Source organism: Myroides pelagicus (assembly GCF_009711055.1).
Taxonomy (GTDB): domain Bacteria; phylum Bacteroidota; class Bacteroidia; order Flavobacteriales; family Flavobacteriaceae; genus Flavobacterium; species Flavobacterium pelagicum.
The window spans coordinates 52110-76818 of the sequence record NZ_WMJY01000017.1 but is presented as its reverse complement, the minus strand read 5'-3'; the positions used below and the strand labels follow the sequence as shown (position 1 = coordinate 76818).

Here is a 24709-nt window from a genome sequence, read left to right as displayed (position 1 = left end):
ATAATTAATTTTGTGACACAGTTGGCGGTACACCCTCGTACAATCAAGAATGCTGTAGCATGCGCTTTTAAAAGAGAGGAGAAAATGATTCTTAAATCTACTATTGTACCTGTTATTCCTCCTGAGGAAACTTCTAATACTCCGAGTACTTTATTGTTGTTTGAAAGCATAAGGACTTTAAATTGTTCTAATAATTCAATCTTGTTACTATCCCAAGCCTTTAATGCAACTTGATATGCACTGTAAGAAGATGTAATTTGAGGTCTCTGTGAAGCCTTTACTTTTGATTTGTAAATTAATTCTACTTCTGATGCGATAAGCCATTCTGTGTTTAAAACTGTAGTTTCCATACTATTAAATTTTTAAATTAATTATGGAGCCACAATTGGTAATGGCTTAGCGAGCGCAAGAAGCAACGCAATAAAGCGAAGACTTTAGTCAAGCATTTATGGGGGAATTTCTTGCTAGCGAACCGCTAGGCATTGCCTAACTTTGTGCAATTAATAATAAAAATAAAACCTAATAATTCTTTTCTTTTAGTTCTGATTTTCTATGTTTTAATGTGTCTTATATTTTTAAAGTAGTAATACTTTTATAGAAGATAATTTATCTTTTAAAGTGAATAGTTTACTGATATAATGCATGATACTTTTAAACAAACCTTAAAAGACATGAATTATGAAAAAAGTAAAATTTTCTTTAGAAGCCCATATATGGTATGGAGAACCAATCAAGAATCCTTATTATATGTTTTACTGCTTATTTGATGTAGTTCACCCGCCTGAGTTAAAATTGCATTTATCAGAATTAATGAATCACACTCATAAAAGTGAAATTTATCTACAGAAGACCCCTCATATAGTTTTTTTGATCTATTCTTTACTACGTTCGATAATACGAAGTAGTTATAAGATACTAAGCAACTCAAAAAAATACTATTCGATAAATCCAATAGACAAATCAGAAGTTTCCAAATTAATGACATTCTTAGGGGCATTATCACAAGAGGAGTACTTAAATCCCTATTTAGTATTTGAAAATATTTTTGAAAAACAATCTGTAGTTAAGTTAGAAACTGATTTATTTGAAATAACACAGTTTGCACTTGGAGACTTTATAGAACCACCATCAATAGAAGTTAATACCTCTTTTATTAGTATAAATAGATTAATAGAGGCATGTTGGTTATTATATCAGAGGGATGAATAATCTTAATAGACAGAAAAAGGTAGAATACCATCCATAGTAATTCTACCTTTTTTCCGTTATATGTATAAAATTATATCTACTTAGTTTGAATCAATTTCTCTAAACGAGTCATCATCTCATCTTTCTCCTTAAGCATACGCTCATACAAAGCAATCTTTTCTTCGTGAAGTTTTACAATTTCTTGCATTGGATTAATGTTATTAGTTACAATAATCCCTGCATTATCGTTATTCGTAATTGTATTGGCAATAATATTGATAGCTTGCTGTTCATCAAAACTCTCAATTGCCTCAACAGGTATCTTAAGCACCTTTGAAACCTGTTGTAGTAGTGCATTATCAATTACCTCTTTCTGTTCTAAAACAGATATCTTTTTCTGATTCCAATCTTCTCCTAAATCAAAAGCAAGAACCTCTTGTTTGATTCCAAGCATTTCTCTAAAACGCTTTACATTTCTTCCTTGATGTATTTTATGTTTCATAATTAATAGCTAAGTTAAGAAGGCTCAAAGATAAAGCCAATGATTTAAAAAGATTGAAAGGTAAAGTTATAAAATTATCTTGTAAAATATCCCTTAATGAGAATATTATACTTCTTGATAGAATAGTTTACTCAATGAGTTCTATTGAATTTTAATCAAATCAAAAAACTCAATAATTATGAAAACAACTATTTTACCTATCAACGACTTTTTAAGTAATCAACTTAAAGAGGTTATTACAGAGTTTTCTTCTGTATTAGAAATTTACTATTGTAGTAATACTATAGAGATGACTTCCTATTTACTTTTACATCTAAATAACAGAAGTGATATTGACATTATTGCCAATCGCAAAGGAATTAAAAAACTATTTAAGATCTATGGTATCATAGTATTGTTATTTGATTATGACTCTTTGAAATACAAGTTTAAGCATGGTTATCCACTAATAGAGCTTATCTACCAAGAAAAGCATCTAATTTATCAACAAGAAGGAATTGATTTTACTAAACTTGCTACAAGAAGTTTCAAAGAGTTTAAGAATCAGTACAATATTTATAAAGAGATATATTTTCAAGATTATGGTCTTTTGAGCTCTGAGCTTAATAAGTATAAGTCTTTAGACGCTATTTCAAGTGTGTTTCTCCTATACGAGCGTATATTAGAATTACACCTACAATATTTAGAAGAATTATATGTAGGGCATATGAGTCCAAACAGTAATCTGCACCAACGAATAAAAGCAATCAGCAAGTTTAATCCAGAGATTGAAGGTTTATTTCTTAAAAGAAATGAAGAGGAATACTATCTTGTAGCTTTAATAAACAGAGTAAAAGAAGCAATCGAAGAGGATAGAGAAGTTTATTACCATGAGTGCTTTGAGGCTTTTAATAATGTTGAAAACGCACTTCATAATTTTATTCAAGACCGTTTTAAGTCTTTAAAACGTTTAATAAAACACCCAATAGTCATTCCTACGATTACAGAGGTGGCTTTAGAGCTAAATAAGCAAGATACTTTTAATGATATCATCATTGAAAGATGCTTAAATCAAAATCAGCGTATAGAAGAAATTTATCTATACAAGACGTTAATTCTTGGTAACCAAACTATTTATTATCTTCTTGTCATAGGTGATAAGTTTGCAAACGAACAGATTAAGAATTTGGAATCAAGTTTACAAGATAAGTTTAACAAGCAAACGAACTTTGTTATTATAGCTCATACTAAAATATGGATTCAAACTGAATTATACAGCTCACAAGATTTCTTTGCTGGCATCATAAAAAATGAGAACAAGATTTTTTCATCTAGTCAATATAATGCATCACTACATTGGTTAGTCCCTCACGAATCCTTATATACTGATCTATATTACTATAATTCTGTTACTAATAATACAGCTAAAGAACTGCTCAAAAAACTACAGAAACTTAAAAAGAACCAAGAGTGCAAGCAAAGTATTCCTTATCTACTATCACTTTATTTTTTGTCATTTTGTAGGACATATATATTAGCTCATTTATCATACTTACCTAATTACTTATCTAGCTACTCTTTATGGTTGCTTTGTGTAAATGTGAATACTGACTTAATTAAGTATCAATACTTATTTGATAAATTCGGCACCAAGTTTTTTTCTTTATTAGATTACTATAGAGTAGTACATCAACGACTTATTAATTTTGATACAGAAAAAACAGAAGTACTATTAGAACTAATTACTCAATTACAAGCTGAATTAAAAATAATAGTAGATCAAAGGAGCTAATAATCTTTTACCAACTAGTAGTTTTTATAAATGCATAGTTAGAGCCAAGTATGCTTTTTACCTTCCAATTATTTCAATCTTTTAGTAACTACTTTACCTTAGTTGTTTAACCTAAAAAACAACTATCATGGAAAATCAGATTACAAAAGAAGATTTAAGATTGTTTGCTCAAACAATTATTGGAGAGCTAAAAGAAATCTTAGCTAAGCAAAACAAAGAGAATTCTCTTGATTGGGTAAAGGCTAAAGTAGCAAGGCAATTACTAAGCATCTCTCCAGCTTCCTTACAAACACTGCGCATCAGTGGAAAATTACAGTATCGCAAAATACTTGGTTCATATTACTACAACAGAAAAGATATTATGAACCTTTTTAATGAGTAGAAGTTAACTTCTACTCATTAAAAAGGTTGAAAACTTACTCCCTCGAATTCTGTGCTACAAATATGACAGTTGAATTATTATAAAATGTAGAGAATTCGAGGGAGTTTTATTATCCATTTAACTGATTAATAAAAGTAGTTAGCTGAGCTAATTTATCAGGATTCAGCTTTTTTAAACTCTCAAGTAAGTCCGTAAAATTATCCGTTTGTTTATTTGCTTTTTCTTCAAGCTTACCTTTTAGTATCTGCATTTCGGTCTTGATAGATTCTTGTTCTGTTAGAGCGTATTCCTCAGTTTGTTTAACAGAGTGATGTCCCAACATTTCTTTTACCACGTGAATAGGAACACCATTACCGAGAGTTACAGTACTTCCAAAAGTTCTTCTTGCTTTATGGGTATTTAATTCGCTTATCTCACAAAGTGAGGCAATCTCTTTTAAATACTCATTCATCTTTTGATTAGAGCGAACAGGGAGCACAATATCTTTACCAATACAAGCGGGATGATCTTTATGTTTTTCCATTATCTCAATAGCTTTTGGAAGTAATGGTATAGTGATATTAGCATCTGTCTTTTGTCTGTTAATTCTAATCCACAAATTACCTTCTTCATCTTTTGTAATATCACTTTTCTTTAACTGAAATACATCGATATAAGCAAGTCCTGTATAACACTGAAAAATAAAGACATCTCTTACAGTAGCTAATCGCTCATTAGTAAACTCTTTGTTCTCTAAAATAGATAACTCTTCCTTGCTTAATGGCTTTTTATTGAGCTTAGTCTTTTTAGGTTTGTATTGTACAAATGGATTGGAAGGGATAATTCCTTTAGCAACTGCCAGTAAAACAATCTTCTTGAAGTTTGAGATATACTTTATAGCAGTATTGTTAGAACACGCTCTAACGGTCTTTAAATAATGTTCATAGCCAAGTACAAACTCATAATTGAGTTCTCTAAACTCTATATCTTCTTTACCATATACATAACGAATATATTCAGCTACATGCGATCTTGCTGTAACATACCTTTCATGTGTTCCAATAGCATACTCTTTAGGCACAAGTTTAAAAACTTCATCGTTATGCTTTTGGAATTCCTCTAAAACTTTAGCTTTACTTGTTCCTTTGCCGTGGATATAATCCATAAGCACAGTAGCAGTAATAGGTTCTTCATTGCTTAAGAGCTCTAATTTGTACTTAGTAATCTTTGATACGATTGTATCTAAGAGGTAGTTTAGCGTTTTAGCATCTTCTTTAGTGCCATTGGCACGACCTGCTTTTTGGTTCCATCTATTGATATCCCATTTATGACTTAAAGAAGTCTCTTTGCGAATACCATCTACTGTGATTCTAAGGTAAACCCCTCTTGAATCACTTTTCTCTCTACTTGGTTTAAGAAAGAAATTAATTGATAACTGTTTTTCTAACATAATTCAACTGTTTTTAAATATTAATAAATGTCGAATTAAAACGTTCCAAAATCACAGTTTAAAACTCTCTGGCGCCATTTGGCGTAAGGGTTCGCTAAGTTGAAAGGTGCACATCGCTTAGATGTTTTTTTGTGCACCGAATCCCGAATATTTTTAGGTGCACTTTTGAACAGAATGTGATACCCCTAAAAAAGAAAAAACCTATAACTCATTGTGAATCATAGGTTTTGTGCTTTTTTGATAACTTTTAAAAAGTTATCTTTTATAAATCAGCGGAGAAAGAGGGATTCGAACCCCCGGACCTGTTACAGTCAACAGTTTTCAAGACTGCCGCAATCGACCACTCTGCCATTTCTCCAGTCGAACGCTCTTGTTCTGTATTGCGAGTGCAAATATAGAACAATTTACCTTTTCTACAAATCTTTTGTAAGGAGAAATGAGTGTTTTTTGAAGGGTATAGGTATAAGTGCTTTATATAGTGTTTTTTATCGATGGTAATTTTTTCATCTTTTTTTTATAAAAAAAAGTAGAGGTGTTTATTTTTGCAGTATAAAGGTAAAAAAGATGATTAGAAGAGTAAAGGTAACCGATTATCCACGTCTTATGGAGATATGGGAGAGTTCAGTCTTGAACACGCATGATTTTTTGAAAAAAGAAGATTTTTTTTATTACAAAGAGAACATTCCAATTTATTTCGAGCACGTTCAGCTATGGGGGTATGAAGAACAGGGAGTGTTGATGGGTTTTATGGGACTTGCAGAGGATAGTTTAGAGATGCTCTTTATCCATGCAGAAGCTAGGGGACGTGGTATTGGAAAAGTATTAGTTGCTTTTGGACGACAAAAATTCGGTATTACTAAGGTAGATGTTAATGAACAAAATGAACAAGCGATTGGTTTTTATGAGCATTTGGGATTTGGAGTAGTGGGGCGTTCACAAGAAGATGGTAGTGGAAAGCCATATCCTGTTTTGCATATGGCACTCAAGTAAAGACTAGCTTAGTAAGTGTGAAGACTTACTAAGCAGTAACTCGCTAAAGGAGTAAGTGGGTGATGATGTAGATGAGTAATCCAACTAGTCCTCCCACTAGCGTTCCGTTGATACGGATAAATTGTAAGTCTTTTCCTACTTCTAATTCCAGCTTGTCACTAAGTTCTCTACCGTCCCATCGATTAACCGTCTGTCGGATTAAGGTTCCAACCTCCTTGGTGTTTTTCAAAGCGGCTTTATAAACAGCGTGTTTGACCCAACGATTGATTTTTTGCTGAAGTTCTTCGTCTTCTTGAAGGTTGTCGGCGATGCGTTGTATGTTCGTTTGTATATAATTTCTCAAAGTACTGTCTTCTGTTTGAAGCTGCTCATTCAGTGAGTTTTTTGTCGTTTGCCAGAATTCACTGATATATCCCTGAATTTTTTCGGGTGTAATGAATTGGTTTAGAATTTCTTCAAACTTCGTTTTCCACTGTTCTTGCGTAGCTATTTCAGCAGCGAGAATTTCTAATCGGGTCGTTATTTCAGTGCGTAGTTTGTGTGTAGGATTCGTAGCGATATCTTCTAGAAAAGTGTGTATACCACCGATTAATTGATTTGTTACCGCCTTTCCTCCTACAAGACCGAGCAAGGGTTTTTTCGCGATAACGGCTTGATATATTTCTTCTCGGTTTTCTTCAATATACAGCTGTGCTTTTGGCAAGACAACATCTAGCAGGCGTTGGTGTTCTCCTTTTTCTACAGCATACATGAGTCCTTGAGCAACAAAACTTTGAATATTGATAGAAGCAATCCCTTGTTGTGCTTTGTTTGTGAAGAATTGAATAACTGTTGTGTCATCGAGGTTGTCAACTATCTTTTGAGCTAGTGCAACGCACTCTCGCTCTACGACTTTTTGGTTAGTTGGTGCGGTTATCCAAGTAGAAACAAATGCTGCAAGATCAATTTTATCAATATAGGGACGGATATTCTCCGCTGTTAAGAAGTTATCTGTAACAAAGCCTCCTAGGTTATCACCTATTTTATTTTTGCTATTGACGATTAGGTTTGTATGGGGAATGGGTAATCCCATAGGTTGTCTGAAAAGAGCAGTTACAGCAAACCAATCCGCTAAGGCACCGACCATAGCTGCTTCAGAAAAGGCTTTGACGTAGCCCATCCAATCAGTAGGTGAGTGCTTTATCCAATACACCATAGCAATATAAACAATTGCCATGAGTAAAAATAAACCAGTGGCAATTCGCTTGTGTTTTTGTAGTTGTTTTTTCTTTTCCTTCATTTCGTCTGTCTTTTTCTAGTACTAAAGTAAGAAAAAGAGATCTTAGAAGCTCTCTTTTATAGTAAATGTCATTAATTCGTACGTTTTTGGGTGTCTGAAGGTAATGCTTTCAGCGTGTAAATAAAGGCGTTCTGCTTTGGTACCATAAAGATCATCTCCTACTATCGGAGTGTTTAGACCATCAGAGTGAGAGGCGTGCATACGTAGTTGATGGGTACGTCCCGTGATAGGATAAAAATAAACTTTCGTTTTACCATCTTTTCGCTCGATGACCTCCCATTTTGTCTTGGCTGGTTTGCCGTATTCGTAGCAGACCATCTGCCTTGGTCGATCGTCTAAATCTACGCGAAGAGGTAAGTCTATTAGTCCATTATCAGAAGGTAGTATTCCATCTAATAGTGCGACATATCGCTTTTCAACGGTTTTTTTGATGAATTGACTTTGAATAGCCTTGTGTGAGTCTTTGTCCTTAGCGATGATCAAAATCCCTGAGGTAGCCATATCTAGTCGATGTACAATAAGTGGACCTGTAGCATTAGGATATCTAAGTCTCATGCGTTCATAGACAGAGTCTTGGATATAGATACCTGGAACAGACAGAAACTCTTCGGGTTTATTGACTATCGCAAAGTATTCATCTTCATAAACGACTTCGATAGGCCTGTTTAATGCAGGGTTTACTAATAAAGGATTTTCCTCTATCTCTAAACCTTCTAGCATATGTCCTAATATAGGTTCACATTTTCCTCTACAGGCAGGATAGTAGTGTTGGTGTTTGCGTATTTCTGATTTTGGGGATTCTCCCCACCAAAATTCTGCCATAGTTATAGGGGTGTATCCGTGCAGATAGGCGTACTGTAATAATTTAGGAGCGGCACAATCCCCTGCTGCTGCAGGTGGAGTCTGTAGAACTGTTTTAGCAAAGATGTCTAATAAGTCTTGTTCTTCTCCACGGTAGTTCAGAAAGCGGTAATGCTGAAATAGTTTTTGCTGGAGTGCATTTGATTTTTGCTTTCTTTCCTCTTTGAGTGCTTGTAATTCTGTTTCATAGCTACTTATGCTATTTTTAGTAGCGTTGATTTGTTCTAGCCAATCATTGGTCAATACCCGTAATTCGTGTTTGTCCCTTAAACTTTGTTTGATTAGATCCTCATTGAATAAGGTGTAATCCGTTTCGGATAAGGTGATCTGCTGTTGTTCTCTCAGTTTTTTTCTCTCAGTCTTTAATTGCTTTAGTTCTTTTTTCTTTGCTGTGATCGCTTGTTTTTCCTGCTCGATTTGCTGGATTAATAAAGCTTTAGCACTTTGGTAATTAGGATTCTCTAGACGTTGTTCTATTTGTCTATTGATAGCATTGATAACTTCCTCTTCCTTAATAAAGAAATTATCTTTATTCCACAAGTCAAAGACAGGAGGTACAAAACCGTCAATCTGTGTATGTGATCCAAGTTTACCAGAAAACCCTGCAAAATAGCCTAACTCTCCAGTAGGTGAGGTGACTATCAGCACACCAAACATTTTACCGGCTGCTAATAGTTGCTCACTTGCTTTGTCAAATAAAGGTTGTATAAGTGGGTGATTGATTAATTCTGTTTGTAATTCCTCAGCAGCAAGAATGCTCAAGGGGTGAGGTTCATAATAAAAGGGAAAGGTAAACTTAGTGGGCAGTTCGATAGACTGCACATCACTAGCAAACGTTCTAAAGATCGCTTTAGGCTGAGACATTTATTGTATTATTTAGAGTGCAAAATTAAGGATAAAAATGTGTAGAGTGAATTTTGGATGAAATAACTATTTTTTAAATATTTGAATTTATATATTACAAGGAAACTTATATTTGATTTGAATTATTTCTCATCTTTATTTTAACATATACTTATGTTAGTTAAATATTAATTTATGAGGAAGCCTGGATTTTTTTTTATTGGCTATGTTTTTTGTTAGTGCAGAAATAATGGCTGCAGATTGGTATCAAATTGATACAAGTTGTGGAAATGATTATTATCTGGATAGGGATCAGTATAGTGATGCTCAATGGGTAGAAAGAATCAATTATTACGAAAAGGTTAGATGTAATAATGATATTTAACAAACTAAAATAACGGATGTACTTGATCATTTAATTCGAGTGCATCCGTTTTAAATAAAAAATAACTATAAGTAACTATGAAAGAAAAATTGTTTACCATTTTATGGTTAGTGTTTGTCTTCAGTTCTGGTTATTGTCAAATCCATAGGATGAATAATTCTAAGCCAATGAAGGCTATACAAGCAGTTATTAAAAAAGATATTGATAGAAGTAAATTAAGAGTGTTCTACTTTGTTTAGTAGTAAGGTTAGTCCATCCGATAGCATAATGCTCTACACTATTAAAGAGAAAGTCATAAGATCTGGCTGAGAGAAAATTATTCTGACCTGATAATCCTTTTAAGTTGAGTTGTATATATTTGATATAGTTCTCTATAATATTACTCTGATATTAATAAGTATTTTAAGTGAGGAAATGAGCAATGAGATAATTATTTCAAAAAAAGTTTGTTTTGTTGCTTTTGCTTTTTGTGACTTAACGAGTTAAATAGTATCTTTGGCGACTCAAAGTATTAAAATAATACCGATATGTTTGATAATTTAAGTGATAAATTAGATAAAGCCTTTCATATCCTAAAAGGACACGGCAAGATTACAGAAGTCAATGTAGCAGACACGCTAAAAGAGGTTCGTAGAGCTCTATTAGATGCCGACGTGAACTTTAAGATTGCTAAAGATTTTACCAATCGCGTAAAAGAGAAAGCCTTAGGACAAGATGTATTAACTACATTACAGCCTGGCCAATTAATGGTTAAGATCGTTAAAGACGAATTAACGCAATTAATGGGAGGTGAGGCATCTGGTGTCAACTTATCTGGTACGCCTTCAGTGATCTTAATGTCAGGTTTACAAGGATCGGGTAAAACAACTTTCTCTGGTAAATTAGCAAACTTCTTACAGACAAAGAAAAATAAGAAAGTATTATTAGTAGCTTGTGACGTATATCGTCCAGCAGCGATCAACCAATTACACGTAGTTGGAGATCAACTAAAAGTAGAGGTTTATTCAGAAGAAGGAAATAACAATCCTGTTCAAATTGCTGAGAATGCAATTAAGCATGCTAAATCTAATGGATTTAACGTAGTAATTGTCGATACAGCAGGTCGTCTAGCAGTAGATGAAGCGATGATGACAGAGATTGCTAATATTCACAAAGCAATTACTCCACATGAAACATTATTCGTAGTGGATTCGATGACTGGACAAGATGCGGTAAATACGGCTAAGGCGTTCAACGATCGATTAAATTTCGATGGGGTAGTACTTACAAAGCTTGATGGAGATACGCGTGGTGGAGCTGCTATATCTATTAAATCAGTAGTGAATAAACCAATTAAGTTTATTGGTACTGGAGAAAAAATGGATGCAATTGATGTGTTCTATCCAGAGCGTATGGCTGATCGTATTTTGGGGATGGGAGACGTTATCTCGTTAGTAGAGCGTGCACAAGCGCAATATGACGAAGAAGAAGCCCGTAAGATCCAAAAGAAAATTGCTAAGAATGAGTTTGGATTTGACGATTTCTTAAATCAAATTCAACAAGTGAAAAATATGGGTAGCATGAAAGACTTAGTTGGAATGTTACCAGGAATGGGGAAAGCCTTGAAAGATGTTGAGATCGAAGATGATGCATTTAAACATATTGAAGCGATTATTCAATCAATGACTCCAAAGGAGCGTTCGACGCCGTCGATTATTGATGTGAAGCGTAAAGCCCGCATTGCTAAAGGATCGGGTACGGATGTACAACAAGTAAATCAACTACTGAAACAGTTTGACCAAATGAGCAAAATGATGAAGATGATGCAGGGAGCAAAAGGGAAGAATCTGATGCGTATGATGGGACAAATGAAAGGTATGCAAAGATAAGATACGAGAAGGTTTAAGGTTCATTATGAGGTTTAAACCTTCTTTATTTATTACAACAACACACTTATTAAATTTTTTAATGCAACTACTAGACGGAAAAAAGGTATCGGAAGATATCAAGAATGAGATTGCTGTTGAAGTTCAACAGATGAAGTCTCGCGGTGAAAAGGTACCTCACTTAGCAGCAGTTATTGTTGGAACAAACGGTGCAAGTTTAACTTATGTAGGAAGTAAGGTTAGATCTTGTGAGAAAGTAGGTTTCGAGTCTACTTTAGTTTCTTTGCCAGAAGAGACAACAGAAGAAGCACTTTTAGCAAAAGTAAAAGAGTTGAATGAAGATCCTGCTATTGATGGGTATATTGTTCAATTACCTTTGCCAAAACACATTGATGAACAAAAGATCTTGTTAGCTATCGATGCCGATAAAGATGTTGATGGGTTTCACCCAACGAACTTTGGACGTATGGCGTTAGAGATGGAGACATTTTTACCTGCGACGCCTTATGGAATTATGGAATTGTTAGAGCGTTATAAAGTAGAGACTGCTGGTAAAAGCGTAGTAGTTATCGGTCGTTCTCACATTGTAGGTCGTCCAATGAGTATCTTGTTGAGCCGTAAAGGATATCCTGGTGATGCTACAGTGACACTTACTCATAGTCGTACGAAGAATATTGCTGAGATTACTAAGGAGGCTGATATTATTATTTCAGCATTGGGAGTGCCTTATTTCTTAAAAGCTGATATGGTAAAAGACGGTGTAACAGTAGTAGATGTAGGGATTACTAGAGTACCAGATGCTAATCACCCAAAAGGATATGTAATTGCTGGTGATGTGGACTTTGATGAGGTTAGTAAGAAAGCAGCTTTCATTACTCCAGTTCCAGGTGGTGTAGGACCAATGACTATTGCAATGTTATTGAAAAATACTTTGTTGGCTCGATCAAGAAGAGCAAAAAATGGAGAATAAATAGTTCTTAATATTTAGTACATAGAAAGAGAGGTGGGTAATCATCTCTCTTTTTTGTATACTGTAATTTTATTAGACGGAATAAGTTACATTTATGTTTAAAAAATAAAATATGGAGTTTCCAAAAGTAATTACAGATTTTGTAGCAAAAGAGGCAGAGTGTGATCATTTCTTTATGCCTCAATTTTACCCAAAAGCAGGAGATATTCTAAGTTTTCAAAGGGGGTATAAGTATAATAGTAATACAGGGGAAGACATTACAGGCGTGAATGTAGGTGACTTTCACCCTAATTGGTATGTAATCTGTGGTGGTTATGCACAAGATCCGTTTTGGATAGATATAACAGAAGGAGATAAGGGCTTCCCTGTTTACTTTGGTGAACATGGGGCAGGAAGATGGAAGTCTATGAAAGTAGCTCCTACTCTTGAAGAGTTTGAAAAATGTGTCCAATTCATGAATTACCTCGTGGATTTAGAAGAAACAAGAGAAGTGATTGAGCCTTTGTTTAATGCTCGTTTTGACAGAAGTAATTCTTTTTGGGAGTTGGTATGGAATGAATTTCCTTTTGAAGAATAAATAGTAAAAGATTTCATGAGCCTGTATAAAAAGCTACCTTTGGAGTAGTGTATAAAAAGAGTTAAATGAAAATAAGAGAAGAATTACAACAGCAATGGCATAAAATAGGTGAGCAATATGCAAAAGCTATTAATGAAATGGTAGCTTATGGCAATGAGTATGGTTGGGAAAATTGGAAAGGGGAAGAGCCGCAAGATAACCGTGAGAACTTAGCAGAAGAAGTTCTTGTGTTGTTGAGAGAAGCGAATTCGACTAATAGTGTGGAGGAGATTAGAGAATTATTTGCACCTGCACATGCTCCATTTGTTTCAATGTTAGATAAAAAGGGAAGCTATATTGGGGATATTAGTGCCCTAGGTGAGGATTGTGTGGTTTTTATGAAAGGCACATCCTATGAGGATCGACAGGCATATATGGTTTGTGGGCGTGAAGTAACAAAATTAAACTCTTCAATCTGCAGTATTGGTAAGGCGATGAATAGCGATGTGATAGCAATAGCTTATGCTGATCATATAGAAATGCTTACTGAGTGGAATGGTGAATTAATCAGTAGTTGTGCTTTAACTATTTTAAAAGAGGAAGGAATAACACGTTTAGTACCTTTTAACGATGGGAAAAAAGTGTTAGTTGTTACTTCAGAAGGTGTGTATCTTTTGGATTCTAAAGAAGAAAAGCTTGTTTTTCCTGAAGAATTTGATGAAGAAATGAAGGAAGATGGTGTAGGTTTATCTATGGAGAATGCAACCTTGTCTTTTAATAATAAATATATCGTAGTAGGAGATCAGAATGCTGACCATATAATCTTAGATAGTGATGGCAATAAAGTAGGAAGTATTGGCCCTCAATCGTCTTACCCTCATTATTGTTTGTTTACAAAAGATGATAGGCAATTGATGACTAATTCGTGTCATTTTTATAATGGAATATCTATTGGTATCGATGCTACACAGTTAGAAGGAATAGATATACCTGGGTGGGAAGAAAATGAATTGATTACTTATTTAGATGAATCAATGCGTGTATATGCTGGTGTTTCTACAAATGATTATTATATTTTAGGGGATGCCTATGGGTATATTCGTGCTATTAATAAAGAAGGAAAAGAATTGTGGCAATATTTCTTAGGTTCTACGATTAGTGGGATAGCTATGTCTCACGATGAAACAATATTATACGTGGGAACGTATGCGGGTATATTGCACAAATTGATAATTAATAAGCCTGTAAGGGATACCCATGTAATAGGAACAGGTAATCTATATGAGGACTATCGTTTGCTGCTATGGAAGGAAGAAGATAACGAATTGTTTTGGTAAAAGGAGGAGAGTGTAACTTTTGTTACAAGAAGAGTAGGATAAATAAACTACTTTGTGCTTTGAACAAAAAACAACAAATATGAAATCACATTATCAAATACTTATCATAGGAGCTGGGACTGCGGGTATCATGACAGCAGCTCAATTGATGCGAAAGGATAGCTCTCTAGATATTGGAATAATTGATCCTTCGGATAAGCACTATTATCAACCGGCTTTTACATTAGTTGGTGCAGGTGCTTATACGAAAGAAAAAACAATACGCTATACGGCAGACTTAATACCTAAAGGGGTCACTTGGATTAGAGATTGTGTAACGGCTATTCAAGCAAAAGAGCGCACTTTGATGACTCAACTAACTGGTGAGTTATCTTATGATTATTTAGTAGTGTGCCCTGGTTTAGTCAATGATTTGTCAATGATTGAAGGTTTGCAAGAAGCAGTTAATAAAGGTGTAGTATGTAGTAATTATATCGATCCCGAACAAACTTGGAAACAGTTACAAGCTTTTAAAGGGGGAACGGCTATTTTTACCCAGCCTAATACTCCTATAAAATGTGGTGGTGCTCCTCAAAAGATCATGTATTTAGCTTGTGATTATTTTCGTAAAAAGGGAATTGACAAGCAAACAGAGGTGTATTTCCCAATGCCAGGGAGTGTGATTTTTGGTGTACAAGAAATTGCAGCAACGCTGACTGAAGTCGTAGATCGTTATGGTATCCACTTTATGCCATCACATAATCCTATACGTATCGATGCTGAGCACAAGAAAGCTTATTTTAAAGTGAGTAATAATCAAGAGAATCCTTGTTTTATTACCTCAGGTTCTGATGGAATACGTCAGCTAGAAGACTGTGTAGTAGAAATGAGTTTTGATTTTCTACATTTGGCACCTCCTCAAACAGCACCACAGTTTGTTAAGGAGTCTGATTTAGTGAACGCTGGGGGATGGCTAGATGTAGATTTGAATAGTTTACAACACAAGAGCTATACTTATATTTTTGGGTTAGGAGATGTGGCTGGGTTGCCTACAGCAAAAACAGGGGCTGCTGTCCGCAAACAAGTTCCGGTAGTAGTCGATAATCTTTATCGATTAATAAGAGGAGGTGAGGCTTCAAATAAAGGGTATTTGGGGTATTCTTCTTGTCCTTTGGTGACGGGATATGGAAAGATGGTATTGGCTGAGTTTAATTATAAGAATGAGTTTACTCCAGATCCTAAGTTAAAACAGATGTTAGTTTTCTCTAGTGATAAAGAACATTGGCGTTTGTGGTTGTTGAAGAAGTACTTCTTGCCTTATCTATATTGGAATAAGATGATGAAAGGAGATCAGGTATAGTTAATAGACTTAAAGATGGATATAAAAAAAAGGGATACTCATTGGGAGTGTCCCTTTTGTCTTGTTGTTAGCCTTTGAAATAATCTTTTTTTATTGCTTGTAGAATATGTTTAATATCTTCTTTAAGTGATTTCACTATTGGTAGTAACTCTTCTCGGCTTTGAATCACAACAGTTTGGTCTTCTAAGGCTTCAAGTTGTGGAATGATGGTTGTTATTTCTAATTGACGGAACATGGGTAACATCTTATGGGCAATATTGCTGATTGTTTCTAAATCAAAGTCTTCAACGGCATAATCCATATCTAATAAGTTTTCATTAGTACTGTCAATGAAGATGACTAATAAATTCTTTAATGCCTCTAAATCATCACCAATGAAAGGAGTAAGTGATGAGGTGTCGTATTGTTGATTGCTCGCTTTGCTTTCTCTGACAGGTGCTGGAATTTGTAAATCAAGAGCTATTAAATCTTCTGTTTGGTTTGGGAATAACGTTTTTAAGATTAGCTTTAATAATTCATTTAACTCTAATGGTTTCGGATGTGCATTACTGAACCCAGCATTTGTAAAATCTTCTATTGTAAGGTTTCGCTTACCTGATAAAGCTATTACAGGTATATGTTGGGTGGTAGGGTTTTTCTGGAGTTGATTTACTAGTTCAAATCCATCCATTTTAGGCATTTGTATATCAGAGAGAATTAGGTCAACAGTATTAGTTGTGACAAAATCGTTAACTTGTGTTGAATCATTTTTAGTGATGACTTGCTTGAAGAAAGGTGAAAGAACTTCTTCAACTAACTGCAATTGTATTTTATCGTCATCTATGACAAGAATAGTTTTGTCTTTTAATAGTTTGAGTTGAGCTATTGCGTTTGTAGTTTCATCGGTTTGTTGATCTTCTTCTGTGATTTCAATATAGGGAAGTGTGAGGATAAATGTTGATCCTTTCCCCAATTCACTTTCAACGGCTATTGTTCCTCCTAAAAGAGTGATTAATCGTTGAGAAATGTTTAACCCTAGTCCAGTTCCTCCAAATTTCTTTTCAATTCCTTCATGCGCTTGTCTGAACTCCTTAAAGATATTGTCGATGTTATCTTTGTGAATTCCTATTCCAGTATCTTGAACTGTGATTTTGATTTGGTTATCTTGTTTATAAGCATGTATAGTGACAGAACCATTTTGGGTAAACTTGATAGCGTTAGATGCTAGATTTGTTAAGATTTGCTTTATTCTATACGGGTCAGTCAGAATATTTTTATTTAATTCTGTATCTACTTTCCAATGTAAAGCAATGCCTTTGTTTTCAGCGTTTGGCTGAAGTATTTGACAGGTGCTTTCAATCAATTCGTGAAGATTGGTTTTACTGCTTTGGATAGTGATTTTATTGTTTTCAAGTCTAGAAAAGTCAGTTAAGTCATTCACTAAGTTTCTGATGTAGTGAGAAGAAGTTTTTATGTTTTGAATGTATTGATTTTGCTTTTGATCTAAAGGTGTGTGTGCTAATAAATCAGTGAATCCTAAGAGACCTCCTAAAGGTGTTTGTAAATCATGGGTTACAGTAGCAAACAGCATAGTTTTACTGCGTAATAATTCTTCTTTTTCTCTATTTAATTTCTCTAGCGCGAGTCTGTATTCTTGTGTTTGGTTAAGGTCTTTAATGATAATAAAACCTAATATAATAATGACAATAAGCGCAGATCCGCCGATATACGCAATATTGGTAGAGGCTGTGCTAATGTGCGATTTAGACTCATTTATTTTTTGATATGATAAAGAGATAATATTCTTTTCTACATTTTGTAAGATGCCTCTAAGTTGGTTTGTAATATTTTTATTTTCTTCTAATAGTTTCTTTTCTTGCAGGAATAAGTTTTTTTGTTTTTGGTCAATTTTTTGTTGTGTATTAGATACAATTTTTTCCATTGCACTGATTAGTGAATCTGAGATGCTAGGGTAGTTAATCGTTGTGGTAATCGTATCTGTATTGTCTCCTTTAAATAATCTAGCCCAAGCACTTCTTTTTTCTTTTTCCTTGCTTTTAATAACAGTAGGTTGTATATTTTGTTCTATTTCTTCTCTTAAGATATAGATTTCATCAAAAGCTTCTTTGTAGTCACTAGGTTCATTAATTGCTTTGCGTGCATTAACTAATTCTGAAAAACTTTTCTTTTTCTTCGCTAATAAGATATTAACAGTATTCAGTTTATCCTGTATTACTGGATCATTAACACTGTTTTGTATTTTTTCTAGGTTGTTTACAATAGTATCAAGTTGATTGTAATAGAGTTTAATATCCTTAGGACTACCCGTAAGGATTGCATTTCTACTATATGATTCAGAGTTGTATAAATCATTGATTGTACTACTTACTAAGAATATTTTATTGTTTTCGTTTACCATGTGAAGTTCGGGAACACTAAATTTCTTGGCTTCTTTATAGATGTATAAGCCGGATGAAATTACTGTAGAAAATAGTATTATATAGAGTATAACTATTTTTAGTTTGATAGAAAATGTCTTTTTCATTGTATATGATTCACTTCAAATGATTGTGGTTGTAAAAGTACGAATAAGTAAGTTGCTGTAATTAAAATTACTCTTTTAAAGGATTTAAATAAAAGGTAGGTGGTTTTATTGTATGATTTTGTATGTTTATTTGTTTTTTGTATTGTTTTTTAACTTTTTATTGTATATTTGAGTGATATATGACAGAATGAGAAGTATGTAAAATATAGCAAAAAAGAAGTCATCTAAGTTTAATGTGTTTTTGGAAAAAGGTTTGTATTTACGTACAAACCTTTTTTATTTGATTGAGGTATTAGAAAAAAGGGGCTATTTATGTTTAACATAAATAGCCCCTTAAAAAGAATATTGTGTACTTGATTATTTAGCGATACCCCTAGAAATTACAATTTTTTGTATTTCAGAAGTTCCTTCATAGATCTGTGTAATTTTAGCGTCACGCATCATACGCTCTACGTGGTATTCGCGAACATATCCATTACCTCCGTGGATTTGTACTGCTTCTACTGTAGTATCCATTGCTGTTTTTGAAGCAAATAATTTAGCCATAGCTCCTGATAAAGAAATATCTTGTCCAGCGTCTTTTTCTGCAGCAGCTTTGAAACATAACATACGAGCAGCAGTAATTTGAGTAGCCATATCTGCTAATTTAAATGCAACTGCTTGGTGATTGATAATTTCAGTACCAAAAGCTTTACGCTCTTTAGCATATTTTAAAGCTAATTCGTAAGCTCCTTGTGCAATACCTAATGCCTGAGAAGCAATACCAATACGACCTCCATTTAATACGTTCATTGCAAATGCAAAACCGAAACCATCTTCTCCGATACGGTTTTCTTTTGGAACTTTAACATCAGTAAACATTAATGAGTGTGTGTCAGATCCACGGATACCCATTTTTTGTTCTTTTGCACCAATTTCAAATCCAGCCCATCCTTTCTCTACGATGAAAGCATTAATACCTTTGTGCTTTTTTTCTGGGTTAGTATGAGCGATTACGATATAGTAATCAGCTGTACTACCATTAGTAATCCAGTTTTTAGTACCATTTAGTAGGTAGTGATCTCCCATGTCAACTGCTGTTGTTTTTTGAGAGGTAGCATCTGATCCTGCTTCTGGCTCAGATAGACAGAAAGCTCCGATTACTTGTCCTGAAGCTAATGGTTTTAAATATTTTTCTTTTTGCTCTTCGTTTGCATATTTTTCTAATCCGGCACAAACTAAAGAGTTGTTTACAGACATTACTACCGCTGCAGATGCATCTACTTTTGCAATTTCTTCCATTGCTAATACATAAGATACGCTGTCAAGACCGCTACCTCCGTATTTAGGGTCAACCATCATTCCTAAGAAACCAAGCTCTCCTAGTTTTTTTACTTGTTCTGCTGGGAAGATTTGGTTTTCATCTCTTTCAATTACTCCTGGTAATAATTCTGTTTGTGCGAAGTCACGAGCAGCTTGTTGAATCATCAACTGCTCTTCTGTTAATTTAAAATCCATCTATAGTTTTTTAATTTTTAGTTCCTCTAGTTTTTTGTAGTTCTCAAATATATGTGAATTATATTAATTATTCAATGTACATTCTGTAATTTTATCCTATGAAAAAGTATGAATACACAATTATAGGCGTTATGTCAGGTACTTCTTTAGATGGAGTAGATTTGGCATATCTTACTTTCAATTATGAAGAAGGTAAACAATGGGCGTTTAGAGTAATAGTAGCAGAGACAGTTCCTTATTCTTCTAGTTGGAAGGAGCGATTAATAAGTGCAAAGGAGATGAATCAACAAGATTTAGAGAAGCTAGATGAACGATATACTTTATACTTATCTACGGTTATTACTAAATTTATAGAGACACATCAGATCGAACAAGTTGATTTAGTTTGTTCGCATGGACATACTATTTTTCATAAACCTGATTTAGGCTATACATTACAAATAGGTAATTTGCCAATATTGTCAGATTATGTTGATTGTGATGTTATCTGTGATTTTAGAGTACAAGATGTATTATTAGGAGGGCAAGGAGCTCCATTAGTGCCTATTGGGGATCGTTTATTGTTTGGTGAGTATTTTGCTTGTTTAAATTTAGGTGGTTTCGCCAATATCTCTTTTGAGAATAAGCTGAATTACCGCATAGCTTTTGATATATGCCCTGTTAATACATTACTGAACGAGGCTGTGCGTATATTAGATTTACCTTACGATGAAGGTGGGAAACTAGCGAGTAAAGGGAGCGTTTCTCAAGCATTGTTTCAAGAGTTGAATAGTCTAGAGTTTTTTAGACAACTACCGCCAAAGTCTTTAGGTGTTGAATATATCCAAGCTTATTATATTCCTATTCTACAGCGATATACTACTTTGAGTATTGAAGATCTTTTAGCAACTTATGTTGAGCACATCGCTTTACAGATTGCTAATGCTTTACCGGAGGCTGTAGGAGGAACTGTTTTAGTGACAGGAGGTGGAGCGCATAACACTTATTTAATGGATCGTATTCGCGCTTGTAGGGGGGATGTCGAATTCATTGTTCCAGAACAGAAAATCGTCGATTACAAAGAAGCTATTATTTTTGGATTATTAGGTGTGCTTAAGTGGAGAGATGAGGTTAACGTTTTAGCTAGTGTAACGGGGGCTAAATACGATCATTCTTCAGGTAAAATTTACAAGCGTTATACTGAGGTAGAATGATATAGATGACAAAGAGCTATACCTTAGCTGTTTCAGAGGGAATAGTGAATTATTCAAAAGGTTAAGTCTCTGGAAAGGTGTTTAGGTAAATTGTATTTATTGTCCAGATTAAGCTTTTTTGTCTATAAAAACATTTTATCTTTGACCCTTTGTGAATATTTGGCTTTTTGTTAATTAAATGTTGTTTTTATTAAACAATATATGATAATAGAACTTTATTCGTTTTATTGTAAACAAAGTTATTGACTAGTAATTTTTAGCCAGTGTAGATAAAAACGTAACAGATTAAATAAGAGTAATATATGATTCATTTTTTGCAAGTAGATACTACAGCAGTCGCTCAGACAGTATCAGATACAATAGCACAAACAGGAGTAGAAGAGAAGGAGTTAGCACTGAGTGAGATTATTTTCAGTGGTGGTATTATAGGACAATCTATAATGGTTGTGATTTTAGCTATGTTATTTATGGCTTTGTATTTATACTTAGAGCGTTTCTTTGCTATTAAAAAAGCTGCTAAGCTTGATGAGAATTTTATGAGTCAAATTAAAGCCTTTTTGTCTAAAGGAGAGATAGAGCAAGCAAAGACATTATGTACTAGTACTGATCTTCCGGTAGCTCGATTGATTGGAAAGGGACTATCTCGAATTGGAAGACCTCTTCAAGATATTAATACAGCAATTGAAAATACGGGTAAACTAGAGGTTTATAAACTAGAGAAAAATATCAACTTATTGGCGACTTTATCAGGAGCAGGGCCTATGACTGGATTCTTGGGTACTGTTGTCGGTATGGTTATGGCATTTCACGAGATGTCGGCTAGTGGTTCAAGTCGCATTGATATGAGTGTATTGGCTGAGGGGATTTATACAGCGATGATGACAACTGTATTTGGACTTATCGTGGGATTAATCGCCTATATAGGTTACAATCACTTGGTGAGTAAAATTGATAAAATTGTTCATCAATTGGAAGCAAACGCAGTAGAGTTTCTTGACTTATTAAATGAGCCAGCCTAATGAATATAAGAGGAAGAAATAAAGTGTCAGCAGAATTCAATATGTCGTCTATGACGGATATTGTTTTCTTGTTATTGATATTTTTTATGGTAGCGATTACAACGATGACAACGACGAATGCTTTGGACTTGGTTTTGCCTAATTCAGACGGAAAGTCTGATTCAGTTGAGACCGTGGCGATTAGTATAGATGAGCAGTCGAATTATTTTATTGATCAAGAGAGTTATGAAGTAGATCAATTAGAGACAGGTTTGAAGACCAAGTTAGAGGGGCAAACAGAACCTAATGTTGTATTGCATGTAGCTAAAGGTGTTCCTGTTGAGGATGCCGTTTTTGTCATGGATATTGCCTACCGCAATAATTATAAGATTGTATTAGCAGTAGAACCAAAGTAATATGAAGTTTTTACAAACAGATAGCGAGAGAAAGGCTTTTTCAATTACGTCAACCGTATTTGTATTGCTACTGCTATTGTTCTTTTTCTATAAAATCACTCAACCCACTCCTGACCCTTATTTATTAGGTGGAGAAATAGCTATTAATTTTGGAAATAGTGATCAAGGTAAAGGAGAGGTACCGGTAAAGGATATTGTAGAAACACAACCAGAAGTGCAAGCTGTTGAACAACCTGTAAGTGAAACTACTCCTCCTGTTACGGTACAGAATACAGTGGAAACACCTGTTGTGAAAAAGGTGGATGATAAGCCGAAAAAAGAAGAGGTTAAAAAAGAAGTAGTTGAGAAAAAGCCAACTCCTAAACCAGATCCGAAGCCAAGTCAAACGACTACTGATGCCTTAGCTAGTCTGATTAATGGACCTGCGACAAAAGGAGAACAAACAAAAGGAAGTGGTACTAGTACTAAAGAGGGAACTCAAGGTACCCTTGATGGTGATGTGTATGCTAATTCTTTTTATGGAAAAGGTAAAGGACAAGGATCGGGGGGTGGAACGAGTTGGGGGCTAAATGGAAGAAGCCTGGCTTCAAAGGGACAGGTTGTACCGGACTGTAATGAGGTTGGTACTGTTGTTGTTGAAATTCGCGTAGACAAATCAGGGAACGTTGTTTCGGCTAGATATGCTCAAGGAACAACTAACTCTGCTAAATGCTTGACAGATGCTGCTATCGCAACAGCAAAAACCTTTCGATGGAAACCTGATGATAAAGCACCTGCTACACAAGTAGGGTTTATAGTAATTAATTTTAGAGTAGGATCGTAGATCCTATTTTTTTATACGGATGACATATCAAGAAACTTTAGACTGGATGTTTGTCCAGTTGCCAATGTATCAGCAAAAAGGGGCAGTAGCCTATAAAGCTGATTTATCGAATACAATTAAATTGATTGACCACTTGAATAATCCACAATTAGGGATTAAAACAGTGCATATTGCTGGAACAAATGGGAAGGGATCAACATCTTCGATGATTGCTGCTATTCTTCAAGAGGCAGGATACAAAGTAGGATTATATACATCTCCGCATTTGAAAGACTTTCGTGAACGTATTAAAATTAACGGTCAGGAAATAGGTGAGTCTTTTGTTGTAGATTTTATTGCTAAGAACAAAACATTCTTTGAAGCAAATGCCTTAAGTTTTTTCGAAATGACTGTAGGTATGTGCTTTGAATATTTTAAGCAAGAGAAAGTTGATGTGGCTATTATAGAAGTAGGTATGGGGGGGAGACTAGATTCTACGAATATTATACGGCCATTGGTCTCAGTCATTACTAATATTGGTAAAGATCACACGGCATTTTTAGGAAATACGCTAGAAGCAATAGCAGCAGAAAAGGCTGGTATTATTAAAACGGGAATACCTGTGGTTATTGGCGAATATACGGAAGAGACAAAACCAGTTTTTGAGAAAAAAGCAACAGAAGTAGGAACAACTCTTTATTACGCACAAGATACATATAGGGATAATCATTTGCAATCTGATTTAAAAGGAGATTATCAAAAGGCGAATATTCGCACTGTACGACAGGTCATAGAGCTTTTAAGAGATAGTTTTTCAATTTCTTCAATTCAAGAAGAGAAGGGGTTATTACATGTCGCTCAACATACAAACTTATTAGGTCGTTGGCAGGTAGTAGCGAATAGACCAAAGACAATTGTTGATACAGCACATAACGCACATGGATTAGCTATCGTCATGAATCAATTAAAGCACGAAACTTTTGAGCAATTATACATTGTTTTTGGTGTGGTTAATGATAAGGATTTAGCTTCTGTATTGCCATTATTGCCCAAAGAGGCTAAATATTTTTTTGCGAAGCCAAATATTTTACGAGGTCTAGAAGCAGAGGTTTTACAAACCGAAGCAGCTAAGTTTGATCTACATGGTTTAGTTTGTGCTTCAGTATTAGATGCTTACGCTCAAGCTAGAGCTGAGGCTAGTTCAGAAGATTTAATTTATGTAGGTGGAAGCACATTTGTTGTTGCTGAAATTTTATAAAAAAAGAAGAAAAAGCTTGCAAACTAAAAATCCCGTCGTATATTTGCACCCGTAATCAGCGAAACGGTTACACGTTCTTAAAAAGAAATGGGCGATTAGCTCAGTTGGTTCAGAGCACCTCGTTTACACCGAGGGGGTCGGGGGTTCGAATCCCTCATCGCCCACCATTTTTTTTTAACTCACATATTGGAACACCAAATTATTTAAATGATATTTTGGGCGATTAGCTCAGTTGGTTCAGAGCACCTCGTTTACACCGAGGGGGTCGGGGGTTCGAATCCCTCATCGCCCACTATATACTTGAAGAAGTATAAACCTTAGTTT

The 24709-nt window shown here is 34.6% G+C and carries 22 protein-coding genes and 3 tRNA genes; 17 read left to right on the top strand and 8 right to left on the bottom strand.

Features of this window, described 5'->3' with window-relative positions; all coding sequences use genetic code 11:
• Window positions 1–350: JAB domain-containing protein (locus GJV77_RS08880; RefSeq protein WP_155036012.1), on the bottom strand; the 350-nt coding region annotated here is incomplete at its 3' end.
• A 328-nt stretch (window positions 351–678) separates the two neighbouring features.
• Here GJV77_RS08880 and GJV77_RS08875 point away from each other — a divergent pair.
• A complete protein-coding gene (locus GJV77_RS08875) occupies window positions 679–1209 on the top strand; it encodes a hypothetical protein (RefSeq protein WP_155036011.1) in 531 nt (176 codons plus the stop codon).
• A 76-nt stretch (window positions 1210–1285) separates the two neighbouring features.
• Here the strand turns inward: GJV77_RS08875 and GJV77_RS08870 are convergent, their stop codons facing one another.
• The gene (locus GJV77_RS08870) at window positions 1286–1690 is read right to left on the bottom strand and encodes a helix-turn-helix domain-containing protein (protein WP_155036010.1); all 405 of its coding nucleotides are present in this window, start codon (window positions 1688–1690) and stop codon (window positions 1286–1288) included.
• Between the two features lie 178 nt (window positions 1691–1868).
• On the opposite strand from GJV77_RS08870, the gene GJV77_RS08865 reads away from it, so the two are divergent.
• A complete protein-coding gene (locus GJV77_RS08865) occupies window positions 1869–3461 on the top strand; it encodes a hypothetical protein (protein ID WP_155036009.1) in 1593 nt (530 codons plus the stop codon).
• Window positions 3462–3588: 127 nt separating this feature from the next.
• Window positions 3589–3843: a MerR family transcriptional regulator gene (locus GJV77_RS08860; RefSeq protein ID WP_002985535.1), complete on the top strand. Its 255-nt coding sequence runs from the start codon at window positions 3589–3591 to the stop codon at window positions 3841–3843.
• 109 nt (window positions 3844–3952) lie between these two features.
• Here GJV77_RS08860 and GJV77_RS08855 read toward each other — a convergent pair whose 3' ends face one another.
• Window positions 3953–5272 (bottom strand): site-specific integrase, encoded by a 1320-nt coding sequence (locus GJV77_RS08855; RefSeq protein ID WP_155036008.1) that lies wholly within the window; start codon window positions 5270–5272, stop codon window positions 3953–3955.
• Window positions 5273–5545: 273 nt separating this feature from the next.
• Window positions 5546–5630, bottom strand: a tRNA-Ser gene (locus tag GJV77_RS08850).
• A gap of 206 nt (window positions 5631–5836) precedes the next feature.
• Here GJV77_RS08850 and GJV77_RS08845 point away from each other — a divergent pair.
• Window positions 5837–6262, top strand: coding sequence for a GNAT family N-acetyltransferase (locus tag GJV77_RS08845; protein WP_155036007.1), 426 nt, complete (start codon window positions 5837–5839; stop codon window positions 6260–6262).
• A 43-nt stretch (window positions 6263–6305) separates the two neighbouring features.
• Here GJV77_RS08845 and GJV77_RS08840 read toward each other — a convergent pair whose 3' ends face one another.
• Together GJV77_RS08840 and GJV77_RS08835 are read right to left on the bottom strand one after the other, a co-directional pair.
• Window positions 6306–7541 (bottom strand): DUF445 domain-containing protein, encoded by a 1236-nt coding sequence (locus GJV77_RS08840; protein WP_155036006.1) that lies wholly within the window; start codon window positions 7539–7541, stop codon window positions 6306–6308.
• 42 nt (window positions 7542–7583) lie between these two features.
• Entirely contained in the window at window positions 7584–9266 is a 1683-nt protein-coding gene (locus GJV77_RS08835) for an RluA family pseudouridine synthase (RefSeq protein ID WP_155036005.1), read from the bottom strand.
• A 205-nt stretch (window positions 9267–9471) separates the two neighbouring features.
• Between GJV77_RS08835 and GJV77_RS08830 the strand changes: the two genes are divergently transcribed.
• From GJV77_RS08830 to GJV77_RS08805, 6 genes are all read left to right on the top strand, one after another.
• Window positions 9472–9630, top strand: a complete 159-nt coding sequence (locus tag GJV77_RS08830) for a hypothetical protein (RefSeq protein WP_155036004.1) — start codon at window positions 9472–9474, stop codon at window positions 9628–9630.
• 527 nt (window positions 9631–10157) lie between these two features.
• A complete protein-coding gene (ffh, locus tag GJV77_RS08825) occupies window positions 10158–11498 on the top strand; it encodes a signal recognition particle protein (RefSeq protein WP_155036003.1) in 1341 nt (446 codons plus the stop codon).
• A gap of 79 nt (window positions 11499–11577) precedes the next feature.
• The gene (locus tag GJV77_RS08820; RefSeq protein WP_155036002.1) at window positions 11578–12465 is read left to right on the top strand and encodes a bifunctional 5,10-methylenetetrahydrofolate dehydrogenase/5,10-methenyltetrahydrofolate cyclohydrolase; all 888 of its coding nucleotides are present in this window, start codon (window positions 11578–11580) and stop codon (window positions 12463–12465) included.
• A 112-nt stretch (window positions 12466–12577) separates the two neighbouring features.
• Window positions 12578–13042 (top strand): SMI1/KNR4 family protein, encoded by a 465-nt coding sequence (locus GJV77_RS08815; protein WP_155036001.1) that lies wholly within the window; start codon window positions 12578–12580, stop codon window positions 13040–13042.
• A gap of 65 nt (window positions 13043–13107) precedes the next feature.
• A complete protein-coding gene (locus GJV77_RS08810; protein WP_155036000.1) occupies window positions 13108–14358 on the top strand; it encodes a hypothetical protein in 1251 nt (416 codons plus the stop codon).
• 79 nt (window positions 14359–14437) lie between these two features.
• Window positions 14438–15697, top strand: coding sequence for an NAD(P)/FAD-dependent oxidoreductase (locus tag GJV77_RS08805; protein ID WP_155035999.1), 1260 nt, complete (start codon window positions 14438–14440; stop codon window positions 15695–15697).
• Between the two features lie 67 nt (window positions 15698–15764).
• Here GJV77_RS08805 and GJV77_RS08800 read toward each other — a convergent pair whose 3' ends face one another.
• Window positions 15765–18221 (bottom strand): ATP-binding protein, encoded by a 2457-nt coding sequence (locus tag GJV77_RS08800; RefSeq protein ID WP_155035998.1) that lies wholly within the window; start codon window positions 18219–18221, stop codon window positions 15765–15767.
• 357 nt (window positions 18222–18578) lie between these two features.
• Window positions 18579–19718 (bottom strand): acyl-CoA dehydrogenase family protein, encoded by a 1140-nt coding sequence (locus tag GJV77_RS08795; protein ID WP_155035997.1) that lies wholly within the window; start codon window positions 19716–19718, stop codon window positions 18579–18581.
• Between the two features lie 98 nt (window positions 19719–19816).
• Here GJV77_RS08795 and GJV77_RS08790 point away from each other — a divergent pair, with 98 nt between their 5' ends.
• The 7 genes from GJV77_RS08790 (at window position 19817) to GJV77_RS08760 (ending at window position 24677) form a co-directional block, all read left to right on the top strand.
• A complete protein-coding gene (locus GJV77_RS08790; RefSeq protein ID WP_155035996.1) occupies window positions 19817–20911 on the top strand; it encodes an anhydro-N-acetylmuramic acid kinase in 1095 nt (364 codons plus the stop codon).
• 302 nt (window positions 20912–21213) lie between these two features.
• Window positions 21214–21930 (top strand): MotA/TolQ/ExbB proton channel family protein, encoded by a 717-nt coding sequence (locus GJV77_RS08785; protein WP_155035995.1) that lies wholly within the window; start codon window positions 21214–21216, stop codon window positions 21928–21930.
• Window positions 21930–22325 (top strand): ExbD/TolR family protein, encoded by a 396-nt coding sequence (locus tag GJV77_RS08780; protein WP_155035994.1) that lies wholly within the window; start codon window positions 21930–21932, stop codon window positions 22323–22325. Before GJV77_RS08785 ends, GJV77_RS08780 begins: the two co-directional genes overlap by 1 nt.
• Before the next feature lies 1 nt (window position 22326).
• The gene (locus GJV77_RS08775) at window positions 22327–23148 is read left to right on the top strand and encodes an energy transducer TonB (RefSeq protein WP_155035993.1); all 822 of its coding nucleotides are present in this window, start codon (window positions 22327–22329) and stop codon (window positions 23146–23148) included.
• A 19-nt stretch (window positions 23149–23167) separates the two neighbouring features.
• A complete protein-coding gene (locus GJV77_RS08770) occupies window positions 23168–24385 on the top strand; it encodes a bifunctional folylpolyglutamate synthase/dihydrofolate synthase (RefSeq protein WP_155035992.1) in 1218 nt (405 codons plus the stop codon).
• An 89-nt stretch (window positions 24386–24474) separates the two neighbouring features.
• A tRNA-Val gene (locus tag GJV77_RS08765) sits at window positions 24475–24552 on the top strand.
• Window positions 24553–24602: 50 nt separating this feature from the next.
• A tRNA-Val gene (locus GJV77_RS08760) sits at window positions 24603–24677 on the top strand.
• Window positions 24678–24709 lie beyond the last annotated feature (32 nt).

Coding starts and splice junctions, on each gene's coding strand:
- GJV77_RS08875 (WP_155036011.1), top strand. CDS start 679: ATGAAAAAAGTAAAATTTTCTTTAGAAGCCCATATATGGTATGGAGAA.
- GJV77_RS08870 (WP_155036010.1), bottom strand. CDS start 1,690: ATGAAACATAAAATACATCAAGGAAGAAATGTAAAGCGTTTTAGAGAA.
- GJV77_RS08865 (WP_155036009.1), top strand. CDS start 1,869: ATGAAAACAACTATTTTACCTATCAACGACTTTTTAAGTAATCAACTT.
- GJV77_RS08860 (WP_002985535.1), top strand. CDS start 3,589: ATGGAAAATCAGATTACAAAAGAAGATTTAAGATTGTTTGCTCAAACA.
- GJV77_RS08855 (WP_155036008.1), bottom strand. CDS start 5,272: ATGTTAGAAAAACAGTTATCAATTAATTTCTTTCTTAAACCAAGTAGA.
- GJV77_RS08845 (WP_155036007.1), top strand. CDS start 5,837: ATGATTAGAAGAGTAAAGGTAACCGATTATCCACGTCTTATGGAGATA.
- GJV77_RS08840 (WP_155036006.1), bottom strand. CDS start 7,541: ATGAAGGAAAAGAAAAAACAACTACAAAAACACAAGCGAATTGCCACT.
- GJV77_RS08835 (WP_155036005.1), bottom strand. CDS start 9,266: ATGTCTCAGCCTAAAGCGATCTTTAGAACGTTTGCTAGTGATGTGCAG.
- GJV77_RS08830 (WP_155036004.1), top strand. CDS start 9,472: ATGTTTTTTGTTAGTGCAGAAATAATGGCTGCAGATTGGTATCAAATT.
- ffh (WP_155036003.1), top strand. CDS start 10,158: ATGTTTGATAATTTAAGTGATAAATTAGATAAAGCCTTTCATATCCTA.
- GJV77_RS08820 (WP_155036002.1), top strand. CDS start 11,578: ATGCAACTACTAGACGGAAAAAAGGTATCGGAAGATATCAAGAATGAG.
- GJV77_RS08815 (WP_155036001.1), top strand. CDS start 12,578: ATGGAGTTTCCAAAAGTAATTACAGATTTTGTAGCAAAAGAGGCAGAG.
- GJV77_RS08810 (WP_155036000.1), top strand. CDS start 13,108: ATGAAAATAAGAGAAGAATTACAACAGCAATGGCATAAAATAGGTGAG.
- GJV77_RS08805 (WP_155035999.1), top strand. CDS start 14,438: ATGAAATCACATTATCAAATACTTATCATAGGAGCTGGGACTGCGGGT.
- GJV77_RS08800 (WP_155035998.1), bottom strand. CDS start 18,221: ATGAAAAAGACATTTTCTATCAAACTAAAAATAGTTATACTCTATATA.
- GJV77_RS08795 (WP_155035997.1), bottom strand. CDS start 19,718: ATGGATTTTAAATTAACAGAAGAGCAGTTGATGATTCAACAAGCTGCT.
- GJV77_RS08790 (WP_155035996.1), top strand. CDS start 19,817: ATGAAAAAGTATGAATACACAATTATAGGCGTTATGTCAGGTACTTCT.
- GJV77_RS08785 (WP_155035995.1), top strand. CDS start 21,214: ATGATTCATTTTTTGCAAGTAGATACTACAGCAGTCGCTCAGACAGTA.
- GJV77_RS08780 (WP_155035994.1), top strand. CDS start 21,930: ATGAATATAAGAGGAAGAAATAAAGTGTCAGCAGAATTCAATATGTCG.
- GJV77_RS08775 (WP_155035993.1), top strand. CDS start 22,327: ATGAAGTTTTTACAAACAGATAGCGAGAGAAAGGCTTTTTCAATTACG.
- GJV77_RS08770 (WP_155035992.1), top strand. CDS start 23,168: ATGACATATCAAGAAACTTTAGACTGGATGTTTGTCCAGTTGCCAATG.